This is a genomic window from Pseudomonas syringae pv. cilantro (assembly GCF_001293775.1).
Lineage (GTDB): Bacteria > Pseudomonadota > Gammaproteobacteria > Pseudomonadales > Pseudomonadaceae > Aquipseudomonas > Aquipseudomonas syringae_P.
The window spans coordinates 89,808-102,220 of record NZ_LGLN01000078.1 but is presented as its reverse complement, the minus strand read 5'-3'; the positions used below and the strand labels follow the sequence as shown (position 1 = coordinate 102,220).

The window sequence follows — 12,413 nt, the reverse complement described above, 5'->3', positions numbered from 1 at the left end:
ACGTCGCACTCTGCGTCGTCTGTGCCATCGTGGTTGAAAAGCACTTTAGAGCAATTTGGCTAAAGGCGCGGCCCGGGAACTGATGACCACCGTGCCTACGCTCCATACTTACCAGAACCGCTGCTGAGTCAAACGCCCCCACCACTTGCTAGCCACCTGATCCACCGACGTGGCCGCGGCCATGCCCATGCGCTCTTGCAGACTTTTGCGCTGAACATAATGCAGGTGGAACACATCGGCCTCTTTGGCACGTTCAGCCAGATATTCGTCGCTGGTTTTCAGCTCGTCGACCAGCAATTTGTCGATGGCCGCCATGCCCAGCCACACTTCGCCGGTCGCTACTTCATCGATGGACAGTTGCGGGCGGTAGCTGGCGACGAAGTTCTTGAACAGGTCGTGGGTAATATCCAGGTCTTGCTGAAATTTCTCACGACCCTTCTCGGTGTTTTCGCCAAATACGGTCAGCGTGCGCTTGTACTCGCCTGCTGTCAGCACTTCAAAATCGATGTCGTGCTTCTTCAACAGGCGGTTGACGTTCGGCAACTGCGCCACGACGCCGATAGAGCCCAGAATGGCGAACGGTGCGCTGATGATTTTGTTGCCGATGCACGCCATCATGTAACCGCCGCTGGCCGCGACCTTGTCGATGCATACGGTCAGCGGGATGCCCGCCTGACGAATGCGCGCCAGTTGCGAGGATGCCAGGCCGTAGCTATGGACCATGCCGCCGCCGCTTTCCAGACGCAGCACCACTTCGTCCTTGTCGGTGGCGAGGGTCAGCAGCGCGGTGATCTCGTGGCGCATGCTTTCAGTGGCAGACGCCTTGATGTCACCGTCAAAGTCCAGTACGTAAACACGTGATCTGGACTCGGCCAGCTTCTTCTCTTTCTTCAGCGCCTTGCCCTGCTCCTTGCGCAGCGCCTTGAGGCGATCCTTGTCCAGCAACGATTGCTCAAGGCGATCACGCAGGCCTTTATAGAAGTCATTGAGGCGCGTGACCTGCAATTGACCAGCTGTTTTACGGCGGCCCTTGCCGCGCATGGACGCAATGGCAACCAGCACCACGACGATGGCGATCACCAGCGTCACGGTCTTGGCCAGAAAACTTGCGTAATCGACAACAAAATCCACGATTGTTCCTCACTTGCGTTGGGCCCTTACCGATCAAGGGCAGCGGTGAATGCAGCATACCGGCGCCCTGTACGGATCACCAGCAGGCGACCCGTTACAAACCATTAAAACGATGATTTCAAACGAGCGTATGTTTTTTCATTGACAGCTCCCCGGCATCCCTCATAACCTCGCCAGACCTTCAACGTACCGAGACGACGACGGACGTGGGCAGCATCTACCTGATACGACATGGCCAGGCCTCATTTGGTGCAGACGATTATGACGTTCTGTCGCCGGTTGGCATTCGTCAGGCGCAGGTGCTGGGTGCACACCTTGTAGACCTGGGGCTGACGTTCGACCGCTGCCTGTCGGGAGAGCTGCTGCGCCAGAAAGACACCGCCCGGCACGCACTGGCGCAGTACGCCGAAGCCGGGCTGGAAGTACCACTCATCGAGACTGACAGCGCCTTTGACGAATTCGATGCCGAAGGGGTGATTCGTGCGCTGATTCCGACAATACTCGGCGAGGAGCCCGAAGCCCTGAATATTCTGCGCAATGCGGCAGAGGATCGCGCCGGGTTTCAGCGGCTGTTCACGCTGATTACCCAGCGCTGGCTGAGCGGCCGGCACGATACGCCGGAGCTGCAAAGCTGGGCAGCCTTCGTGGCTCGCGTGCAGGCCGGTCTGAGCAGAATTCTTGAGGTAGCAGGCCCGCATGAACGTGTTGCCGTGTTCACGTCCGGCGGCACCATCACTGCCCTGCTGCATCTGATTACCGGCATGCCTGCCGCGCAAGCGGTCGAGCTGCACTGGCACATCGTCAATGCTTCGCTGCATCAGCTTGAATTCAAAGGCAATCAGGTCAGCCTGGCTTCCTTCAACAGTTATACGCACCTGCAATTGCTGAAGACTCCAGAACTCATCACGTACCGCTAGTTTCCGTACATTGCGTCCCTGCGGACGCAGCAATCACTCTAAAAGGATCACGAAATGACCTCAGTAGACGGCGCCGTCAAAACCATGCAAGCCAAGTTCAACCCGGCAGCTGCGGCCGGCCTGGACCTGGTATTCGGGTTCAACATCACCGATGAAGACAAACATTACGCGCTGATCGTCAAGGACAGCACCTGCGAACTGCAGGAAGGTAAAAACCCGGACGCCAATGTAACGCTGGTCATGGACAGCGCGACCCTGAAGGGCATTGTCAGCGGCGAAACCGACGGCATGCAGGCATTCATGGGCGGCAAGCTGCGCGCCGAGGGCGACATGATGCTGGCCATGAAGCTCAGCGAGCTGTTTCCGGTATAACTGCCTGAGACGCGCCCTGAACCGAAGCTGACCGCTTCGGTTTTTTTTGGCCTGCCCGTACGGAATCAAGGCTGCTGATCGCTCGGCAACACGCTAGCCTATAAAGCTGTAGCGCAGTTGCTGGCGAATGGATCAATCATTAAATTGGTCAATGATGCCAACGGACCATAATAAGCAAAAGGGATAAGCATGGCGCTGACCGATCAGTCCACCGAGATTCGTCCGGGCGAAGAACTGGACGTTTCCCTCATCGATCCCTATCTGAAGGCTCATCTCCCGGCGCTCGAAGGCACCCCGAGCATCAGCCAGTTCCCCGGCGGCGCGTCGAACCTCACTTATTTGATCCAGTACCCCGGAAAAGAACTGGTGCTGCGCCGCCCGCCTTTCGGCCACAAGGCCAGGTCAGCGCATGACATGGGTCGCGAATACAGGATACTCAACCAGCTCAAGGACGCGTTTCCTTACTGCCCTCAAGCCTATCTGCATTGCACCGATGCGTCGGTGATCGGCGCGGAGTTCTACGTCATGCAGCGCGTCGAAGGGATCATTCTGCGCTGTGATCTGCCGCCGCAACTGGGCCTGAACACGCAGCAAACCGAAGACCTGTGCAAGGGCTTTATCGACAAGCTGGTCGACCTGCACCAGGTCGACTATCAGGCGTGCGGGCTCGGCGATCTGGGGAAACCGCAAGGTTATGTGCAGCGACAGATTGTCGGCTGGTCCGAACGCTACGAAAAAGCCATGACCCCGGACGCTCCGGCGTGGGAGCAGGTCAAGGCCTGGCTGGCGGCGAAAATGCCTGCCGACTCGCCCACCTCAAACATCGTGCACAATGACTACCGCTTCGACAACGTGATCCTCGACGCCGAGAACCCGATGCGCATCATCGGCGTGCTGGACTGGGAACTGACCACGCTGGGTGATCCGCTGATGGATCTGGGCAACAGCCTTGCCTACTGGATTCAGGCGGACGATCCTGCGCCCGTGCAGTTGATGCGCCGCCAGCCCAGCAACGCTCCTGGCATGCTGACCCGGCAGGCGTTCGTCGATTACTACGCCGAACGCGCCGGCATCCGTATCGACAACTTCGACTTTTACTACACCTACGGCCTGTTTCGTCTGGCTGGTATCGTGCAACAGATCTACTACCGCTTTTATCACGGCCAGACCCAGGACAAACGCTTCGCTCAGTTCGTGCAGATGAACCGGCTGCTCGAGCAGATGAGCATGGCGGTAATCGCCAAATCCAGCCTTTGATGGCGCCAAGATCAGGAACTGAAATGTCCAGAACCCAGCTTTTCGACCTCGACGGCAAGATCGCTTTCGTTTCCGGCGCCAGCCGTGGCATCGGCGAAGCCATTGCCAGACTGCTGGCCCGGCAAGGTGCACACGTCATTGTTTCAAGCCGCAAGTTCGACGGCTGCCAGGCGGTGGCCGACGCAATCGTTGCCGAGGGCGGCCAGGCCACAGCGCTGGCCTGCCACATCGGTGAGATGGAACAGATCACCAATGTGTTTGCGCAGGTTCGCCAGCAATTCGGCCGCCTGGACATTCTGGTCAACAACGCCGCCACCAACCCGCAATTCTGCAACGTGCTGGACACCGACCTCAGTGCGTTCCAGAAGACCGTCGACGTGAACATTCGCGGTTATTTCTTCATGTCCGTGGAGGCAGGCAAGCTGATGCGGGAAAGTGGTGGTGGCAGCATCATCAATGTTGCATCGATCAACGCGGTGTCGCCAGGTGCTTATCAGGGTGTCTACTCGATGACCAAAGCGGCAGTGGTCAACATGACCAAGGTGTTTGCCAAGGAATGTGCGGAGTTCGGTATTCGCTGCAATGCCTTGTTGCCCGGCCTGACCGATACCAGATTTGCCTCGGCGCTGGTCAAGAACGATGCGATCCTCAATCTCGCCCTTTCGCAAATCCCGCTGAAGCGTGTTGCAGCACCCAGTGAAATGGCTGGCGCCGTGCTGTATCTCGCGAGCGAAGCGTCCAGCTACACCACAGGTGTGGCATTGAATGTGGATGGCGGGTTTCTGTCCTGACTGATAGTTCGTCGAAACAATGAATTAATTTTCCATTTATTTTTTATTTGGAATATATTTTCCGCATAACAACAATCCTCTTTGGAGACTGTCATGCGGGAACACCACCCATCTGTTGCTATACCGGAACTCGGCATGGGCCTGATCGGCACAGGTTTCATGGGCCGTGCCCATGCGCTTGCGTTTGGCAATGCCAACGCGGCTCTGGAATTGCCGGCCCGCATTCGCCTCGTTGCGCTGGCCGACGCCGACCATGTGCGAGCCGAACAGTGTGCGCAGGCATGGGGCTTCGATCGCAGCCATGCCGACTGGCAGCAGTTGATCAACGACCCGCAGGTGCAGATCGTCGCGATCACCACGCCCAACCACCTGCACTACCCCATGGCCATGGCCGCCATCGCTGCAGGCAAAGCGGTTTACTGTGAAAAGCCGCTGGCGGTCAGTCTGGCGCAGGCCTATGAAATGCACCGTAGTGCCAAAGCGGCCGGGGTGGTGACAAAGGTTGGTTACAACTATCAGCACAACCCGATGATCGCCCTGGCCAGAGACATGATCGATGCGGGCGAACTGGGCGAGATCGTCAGCTTTCAGGGTGAATTCAGCGAAGACTTCATGGGCAACCCGGCATCACCCTGGTCATGGCGTTGCGATGCCGCGCACGCGGGCGGCGCCCTGGCTGATCTGGGCAGTCATCTGTTGGGTATGGCGCGTTATCTGCTTGGCGACGTCGAAACCGTCTGCGCCGATTGCAGTACCGTACATCGTCAGCGTCCTGCCAGTTCGGGCAGTTCCGAAATGCGCGCCATCGCCGTCGACGATCAGACCCATGCGCTGCTGCGTTTCGCCAACGGCGCGCGCGGGACGTTCAGCAGCAGCTGGCTCAAGCACGGCTACAAAAACCACCTGAGCTTCGAAATCAGCGGCACTCGCGGCACGCTGGCGTTTGACCAGGAGCGCTTGAACGAATTGCGCGTGTACCGGGCGGGCGCACCGGGTCGCGATGGTTTTCAGCGGCTGCTGGCGGGCCCGGCCCAGCCTGGTTATGCCGCCTTCTGCCCGGCACCCGGTCATCAGTTGGGCTACAACGAGCTCAAGGCGCTTGAGGTACAGGCGTTGATTCAGGCGGTCTGTGGCTCGGGCAGCCATGGGCCGGACTTCGAAGAGGCCTGGCAGATCGAGCGTCTGGCAACGGCCATACGCCTTGCTGCAGCGGAGCAGCGTTGGGTCGCACTGGCAGATATCTGACTTCCTGAGAGCGCTGACGAGGGGTAGAATGCGCGACATTCGGGCAGTCCTGCCGCCCTCTGCCGCTCTCTCTATAAGCCCTCTTGTCATGCCTTTTGAACTCAGCGTCGACCTGACCACCCTCGCCATCCTCGCGGTGGTGGCCTTTTTAGCGGGCTTCATCGACGCCATAGCCGGCGGCGGTGGATTGCTCACCACGCCCGCATTGATGACGGCCGGGCTGCCACCGCATCTGGTGCTGGGGACCAACAAGCTCAGTTCGACCTTCGGTTCGGCAACCGCCAGCTTCACCTTCTACCGGCGCAAACTGTTTCATCCACGCCAGTGGCTGCATGCCGTGATCGGTACCGCCGTAGGCGCAGCCATTGCTCATTACCTGCCTGCCGAATGGCTGAACCAGATGCTGCCGGTGATTGTGTTCGGCTGCGGCCTGTACCTGCTGTTTGGCGGCACGCCCAAGGCTCCGCTGGACAGCGACGCCCCCATCAGAAAGAAATGGCAGTTACCTCAGGGGCTGGGGCTGGGTTTTTACGACGGCGTTGCCGGACCAGGCACCGGGGCGTTCTGGACGGTCAGCACCCTGCTGCTCTACCCGGTGGATCTGGTCAAGGCCAGCGGTGTGGCGCGCAGCATGAACTTCGTCAGCAATGCCGTGGCGCTATCGGTGTTCATGTTTTCCGGTCAGGTGGATTACATCATCGGCCTCAGCATGGGCCTGGCCGTGATGCTCGGTGCGTATTTTGGCGCAGGAACCGCGATAAAGGGCGGTGCCAAATTCATCCGCCCGGTGTTCATCACCGTCGTGCTGGGGCTGACCGTGCGCCTAGCCTGGCAACACTGGTTCGGCGGCGCCTGAGCGCTGCGACAGATGCGCTTCGATCAGATAGCGCGCAATGGAGCGATTGGCCGGCAAGGCTGGCAGATCATTGACATGAAACCAGCGCGCGTCTTCGATCTCTTCCGCCTGCGGCACGATGTCGCCGCTGTCGTATTCGGCATGAAAGCCCAGCATCATCGAATGCGGGAACGGCCAGCACTGGCTTCCCAGGTATTTCAGGTTCTTGATTCTGACCTGCACCTCTTCCATCACTTCACGGTGTACGCAGTCTTCCGCTGACTCGCCCGGTTCGACAAAACCGGCCAGCGCGCTGTACATACCGGTGACGAAGCGCGGCGAACGGGCCAGCAGGATTTCGTCGCCTCTGGTCACCAGTACAATCATGCTGGGGGAAATACGCGGATACAGTCGCAGCTTGTCGTGCTCGCAGTACATTGCCCGCTCACCGGGGATCTGCACCGTTGGCCGACCGCAGGCGCCACAAAAGCGATGCTCCCTGGCCCAGGTGCTGACCTGCGCGGCATAACCGAGCATCTGGAACACTGCGAAGTCGCCCTCCATCATGAACTGGCGCAGGCCCTGCCAGGTACAGCCCTCGACGTCGGCCGGCCCTTCCAGCACCAGCAGATACACGGGTTCGCCGTCCAGATGGCCAATGCCGTGCTCACTCTGCACCGGCAGACCCAGACCGTTCAGCCAGGCTCTGGGGAACATCACCCCGTTGCTGTCCAGCAGGAAGCCCTGATCGCTGTGGACCACGGCCAAGCCTCCTTCAGCCTCGATATCCAGAACTGCTGTTGTCCAACGCACCGGGCGCGTCATGGAAAAACTCCTTTGTCTGCGCACAAGCATCGTGCTGTATCAATTTTCGAATATCGGCTTCTGCTTGCTCATGTGCGCAACCATCGCCAGCTTCAGATCGGGTGATTGCAACATGGCGGCGTTCCAGAGGGCAACGTGCTCAAGCCCGTCCTCGACCCGGTGATCACGCATATAGCTGATCATCTGCTTGGTGCCCTCGATGGCGATCGGCGACTTGCCCGCGATGTCCCGCGCCAGCGCAAACACACCTTCCAACAGACTCGCAGGATCATCGAAGGTGCGATTGACCAGCCCGATGCGCTGCGCCTCCTCGGCGCCGACCGTGCGTCCGGTGTAGGCCAGTTCACGCAGCATGCCGTCACCGATGATTTTCGGCAAACGCTGCAAAGTGCCTACATCGGCCGCCATGCCCATGTCGATTTCGCGGATTGCAAACTGCGCGTCGGCCGCCGCGTAGCGCATATCACACGCCGAAATCAGGTCAATGGCGCCGCCCAGGCAATAGCCCTGAATCGCAGCCAGTACCGGCTTGCGACAACGGTCGACTGTGGTGAACGAGGCCTGCATGTCGAGAATCTTGCGTCTGAGCAGTCGCGCATTGCGGCCTGCGTCTTCGCCCATCTGGCCGGCGACCGAGGCCAGCAACGCCAGGTCGATACCTGAGGAAAAATGCTTGCCCGCACCGCTCAGCACCACGACGCGCACCTCGTCGTTATGTTCTATCCAGTCGAATATCTCGAGGATTTCCGACCAGAACGCCGCGTTCATGGCATTGACCTTATCGGGCCTGTTGATCTGCACATGGGCAATGCTGTCGGCCAGTTCGACCTTGAAGGCCTGGTATTCGGACACCGCGTTATCCTCAGACATGTTCAAAATCCGGAAGCAGAACTATAACAATAGATAAATAAATACCGTAAGCCGACTGAAACGACTTTTTCAAAACCCTAAGCCACTCATTTGGATGGCTATATCCGCGAATCCCACCACAAATAGTGTGAACCGCGAGATTTTGGGGCGGTCCAGTATTAGGCAGCATCAAAACCTACATGGGTTATCAGAGGGCGATACTTGAATACGTCAAAAGCGGCAACCGGGATTGAAGGTCTGGACGACATCCTTTCAGGTGGTCTTTCACGCAATCATGTTTTCCTTCTCGAAGGCGAACCCGGAACCGGCAAGACAACCGTAGCACTTCAGTTTCTCCAGGCAGGAGCAAACCTGGGTGAAGTGTCGTTGTACATCACCCTGTCCGAGACCGAGCATGAGCTGCGCGAAGGCGCAGCGTCGCACGGCTGGGAACTGGCGGACGAAATCAATATTTTCGAGCTGACCCCGCCTGAGAATCTGCTCGACGGCGATCATCATCAAAGCCTGCTCTATTCCTCGGACCTGGAACTTGGCGAAGCGACGCGCAACATCTTCGAAGTGGTCGAGCGCGTCAAGCCATCACGGGTGGTGATCGACAGCCTGTCGGAAATCCGCCTGCTGGCGCAAAGTTCCCTGCGTTATCGTCGGCAGATTCTGGCTATCAAGCATTACTTCACCCGCTACAACGCGACGGTACTGCTGCTGGATGACCTGACCACCGAAGCGCTCGACAAGACCGTACACAGCGTCGCCCACGGGGTGATCCGCCTCGAATCGCTCACGCCAACCTACGGCGCCGAGCGCAGGCGCGTGAAGATCGTCAAATACCGTGGCCAGAAGTACCGCGGCGGTTATCACGACTTCACCATTGCCGAGGATGGCATTCATGTGTTCCCGCGCCTGATCGCGGCCGAATACCGCTCTGATTTCCCGCGCACGCAGATGAGCAGCGGCATTGCGGGGCTGGACAGCTTGCTGGGCGGCGGCATTGAAAGCGGCTCGAGCACCTTGATCCTCGGCCCGGCCGGCACCGGCAAGTCGCTTATATCGCTGGTGTTTGCGGTGCAGGCGGTGGCACGCGGCGAGCGCGTCGGCTTGTTCATTTTCGATGAAGAAATGGGCCTGCTGTTCGAGCGCATGCTCAAGCTCGGCATTGACCTTCGTGCACTGCAGAGCACCGGCAATCTGGTGATCGAGCAGATCGACGCAGCGGAGCTGTCACCCGGCGAGTTCGCGCACCGCGTACGCCGTGCGGTGGACCGCAAACAGATCAAGACGGTGATCATCGACAGCATCAATGGCTATCAGGCAGCAATGCCGGAAGAAAGCGCGCTGGTGCTACACATGCATGAGCTGCTGCTCTACCTCAATCGTCAGGGCGCGTCGACATTCATCACCGTCGCCCAGCACGGGCTGGTGGGCGACATGCGTTCTCCGGTCGATATCACCTACCTCGCCGACAGCGTCATCCTGCTGCGCTACTTCGAGGCACAGGGCCAGGTGCGCCGTGCCGTGTCGATTATCAAGAAGCGGACCGGCACTCACGAATCGACCATCTGCGAATACCGCATCAGCTCGACCGGGCTGACCATCGGCGAGCCGCTGGATGCGTTCCAAGGCGTTTTGGGCGGTATCCCCACCTACCTGGGCGACAAAAAGCCACTTCTGGTGGATGAAGACTTGTGAGTATTCCGGGCCAGCTGTCCGAGCGTGCAATCATCTTCGCCCCCAGAGGGCGAGACAATCAGATTGCCCAGCGGATACTCGATGAAGCAGGTTTCCCGGCAGCCGTGGTCAGTGACCTGACGGCGCTGGTCAAAGAGCTGGCTGCCGGAGCAGGCCTTGCGATCATCGCCGATGAGGCACTGCAAAATGGCGACATCAACCCGCTACTTGATTTACTGTCGCAACAACCGGCCTGGTCTGACCTGCCTATTGTTCTGCTCACGCATCATGGCGGCCCGGAACATAATCTGTCCGCTCGTTTGGGCACTCTACTGGGCAACGTAACCTTTCTGGAGCGCCCGTTTCATCCGGTCACCCTGGTCAGCCTGGTGACGACTGCAGTGCGTGGCCGCAGGCGGCAGTATGAGGCCCGGGGCCGAATCGAAGACCTGCATGAAAGCGAACGCAGCCTGCAGAACGCACTGAAAGCCGGACGTCTCGGCTCGTGGCAATTGCAGGCGGAAAATCTGAAACTCAACTGCTCCGCCATCACCAAGGCGCATTTCGGTCTGGATGAACAGGCAGAATTCAATTATGGCGACTGGCTGTCCATCGTCTATTCCGAAGATCAGCCACGCATGCAATCCGCACTGCAGCGCAGCCTGGATTCCGGCGTCGATTTCATCATCGAATACCGCAACGTGTGGCCTGACGGCTCCCTCAATTGGGTGGATGTGCGTGCCCGTGCGATTCGCAATAATCACGACATGGTCAGCTCGATGGCGGGTGTCACGTCAGACATCACCGAACGCAAACAGGCAGAATCGCAGCTGCGTCGCCTCAACGAGACCCTCGAGCAGCAGGTCGAAGAACGCACTGCCCAGCTGCGTCATAAGGAAGAAGTGCTGCGCCAGTCGCAGAAAATGGAGGCGGTCGGTCAGTTGACTGGCGGCATCGCCCATGATTTCAACAATATGCTGACCGGCATCATTGGCAGTCTTGAGCTGATCAGAAGGCGTGTGGCGCGCGGCCAGGTGCAGGAACTGGAAGGCCTGATCGATCTGGGCGTGACGTCAGCCAACCGCGCTGCCGACCTCACCCATCGCTTGCTGGCATTCTCGCGTCGCCAGTCGCTGGACTCCAAACCCGGTGCACATGAACCACCTGGTCAACGCTATGAATGAGCTGCTGCGCCGCAGCGTCAACGAGAGCATCCGTTTGCGGATGCGCTTGGCGGAAGATCTGTGGACCGCCGAGGCCGACCCCAACCAGCTGGAAAATGCTTTGCTCAACCTGGTGCTCAATGCCCGCGACGCGATGTCCGAGGGGGGCGGCGAGCTGGTGGTTGAGACGTACAACCAGCACTTGGACAAGACCTTCACCAATGCCCATGAAAACCTGTTGCCGGGCGATTACGTGGTGCTGAGCGTAACTGACACCGGCTGCGGCATGCCGGAGGCAGTGATCAGCCGGGCATTCGATCCGTTTTTCACCACCAAACCGATTGGCCAAGGCACCGGCCTCGGTCTGTCGATGATCTATGGCTTCAGCAAACAATCACACGGCCATGTGTCGATCAGCAGTGAAGTCGGTCAAGGCACCACGGTGCAATTGTTTCTGCCGCGCTTTCAAGGCTTGCAGAACGATGATGAGCAGAGCTTCCAGAGCCACGCGATTCACGCTGAAGACGGCGAAACCGTTTTGATCGTCGAAGATGACTCGGCCGTTCGCGCGCTGGTCAGTGAGGTGCTGAGTGAACTGGGCTATGCCTTCATCGAAGCGAGTGATGCGCCCGGTGCGGTGCCTATTCTCGAGTCGGGGCAGCGCATCGATCTGCTGATCAGTGACGTGGGACTACCGGGCATGAACGGCCGACAATTGGCCGAAATCGCCCGCCAGTTGCGGCCAGAGCTGAAGGTGCTGTTCATTACCGGCTATGCCGAGCATGCCGCCGTGCGGGCAGGCTTTCTTGAAACCGGTATGCAATTGATCACCAAGCCATTCGCTTTTGACCACCTGACCTCGAAAGTCAGAGAAATGATCGAAGCCTGATATCAGGCTTCTTCATTCAATGACCGCCGCACGCCAAGCGCTCGGGGCGGCATCCGTTGCAGATTCGGCGTCAGGCCAGCAGGCTCTGGATCTTGGACTGCAAGGTTTCCATCGTGAACGGCTTCGCCAGAATGGGGGCCTTGGCAGCAATGGGGCTGCCCGATTCAAGAATTTCTGCCGGGTAGCCGCTGATGAAAATCACTTTCAGCTCAGGACGCAGCATGACCGCAGGCTCGGCGATCTGCACACCCGAAATGCCGCCCGGCAGCCTGTAATCGGTAATCATCAGGTCCAGGTGAGGCTTGGTGGCCAGAATTTCGAAAGCCTGCTCACCGTTTTCCGCCTGAAGAACGCGATAGCCCACACCCGACAGATAATCGGCGAGCAACATCAGGATCAGTGGTTCGTCTTCGACGATTAGTACGACGTTTTCTGCATCAGCGCTCATTGAAC

Annotated in this window: 11 protein-coding genes and 1 pseudogene; 8 read left to right on the top strand and 4 right to left on the bottom strand. The window is 58.9% G+C overall.

The features are described from left to right. Positions 1-108: 108 nt before the first annotated feature. A complete protein-coding gene (gene sohB / locus ABJ99_RS22035) occupies positions 109-1,131 on the bottom strand; it encodes a protease SohB (RefSeq protein ID WP_054087610.1) in 1,023 nt (340 codons plus the stop codon). A gap of 206 nt (positions 1,132-1,337) precedes the next feature. On the opposite strand from sohB, the gene ABJ99_RS22030 reads away from it, so the two are divergent. The 6 genes from ABJ99_RS22030 (at position 1,338) to ABJ99_RS22005 (ending at position 6,569) form a co-directional block, all read left to right on the top strand. Further along, positions 1,338-2,048 (top strand): histidine phosphatase family protein, encoded by a 711-nt coding sequence (locus tag ABJ99_RS22030; RefSeq protein ID WP_054087609.1) that lies wholly within the window; start codon positions 1,338-1,340, stop codon positions 2,046-2,048. 54 nt (positions 2,049-2,102) lie between these two features. Then, positions 2,103-2,420 (top strand): SCP2 sterol-binding domain-containing protein, encoded by a 318-nt coding sequence (locus ABJ99_RS22025; RefSeq protein ID WP_054087608.1) that lies wholly within the window; start codon positions 2,103-2,105, stop codon positions 2,418-2,420. A 189-nt stretch (positions 2,421-2,609) separates the two neighbouring features. Beyond that, positions 2,610-3,677, top strand: coding sequence for a phosphotransferase family protein (locus ABJ99_RS22020; protein WP_054087607.1), 1,068 nt, complete (start codon positions 2,610-2,612; stop codon positions 3,675-3,677). A gap of 23 nt (positions 3,678-3,700) precedes the next feature. Then, positions 3,701-4,468 (top strand): SDR family oxidoreductase, encoded by a 768-nt coding sequence (locus ABJ99_RS22015; protein ID WP_054087606.1) that lies wholly within the window; start codon positions 3,701-3,703, stop codon positions 4,466-4,468. Between the two features lie 93 nt (positions 4,469-4,561). Then, complete coding sequence (locus ABJ99_RS22010; protein WP_054087605.1) at positions 4,562-5,713, top strand: Gfo/Idh/MocA family protein; 1,152 nt, start codon at positions 4,562-4,564, stop codon at positions 5,711-5,713. 88 nt (positions 5,714-5,801) lie between these two features. Next, positions 5,802-6,569 carry a TSUP family transporter gene (locus tag ABJ99_RS22005; protein ID WP_054087604.1) on the top strand — a complete coding sequence of 256 codons (768 nt, stop codon included), beginning with the start codon at positions 5,802-5,804 and terminating at the stop codon, positions 6,567-6,569. Here the strand turns inward: ABJ99_RS22005 and nudC are convergent. Next, a complete protein-coding gene (gene nudC, locus ABJ99_RS22000; RefSeq protein ID WP_054087603.1) occupies positions 6,537-7,373 on the bottom strand; it encodes an NAD(+) diphosphatase in 837 nt (278 codons plus the stop codon). The two genes, ABJ99_RS22005 and nudC, sit on opposite strands and share 33 nt — an antisense overlap. A gap of 39 nt (positions 7,374-7,412) precedes the next feature. Beyond that, entirely contained in the window at positions 7,413-8,225 is an 813-nt protein-coding gene (locus ABJ99_RS21995) for a crotonase/enoyl-CoA hydratase family protein (RefSeq protein WP_054087678.1), read from the bottom strand. 219 nt (positions 8,226-8,444) lie between these two features. Here ABJ99_RS21995 and ABJ99_RS21990 point away from each other — a divergent pair, with 219 nt between their 5' ends. Both ABJ99_RS21990 and ABJ99_RS21985 read left to right on the top strand, forming a co-directional pair. Beyond that, positions 8,445-9,929, top strand: coding sequence for an ATPase domain-containing protein (locus ABJ99_RS21990; RefSeq protein ID WP_054087602.1), 1,485 nt, complete (start codon positions 8,445-8,447; stop codon positions 9,927-9,929). Continuing rightward, a pseudogene (locus ABJ99_RS21985) lies at positions 9,926-11,960 on the top strand (response regulator). Before ABJ99_RS21990 ends, ABJ99_RS21985 begins: the two are co-directional and overlap by 4 nt. A 70-nt stretch (positions 11,961-12,030) precedes the next feature. Here the strand turns inward: ABJ99_RS21985 and ABJ99_RS21980 are convergent. Then, on the bottom strand, positions 12,031-12,408 hold the full coding sequence (locus tag ABJ99_RS21980) for a response regulator (protein WP_007251816.1): 378 nt from the start codon (positions 12,406-12,408) through the stop codon (positions 12,031-12,033). Positions 12,409-12,413 lie beyond the last annotated feature (5 nt).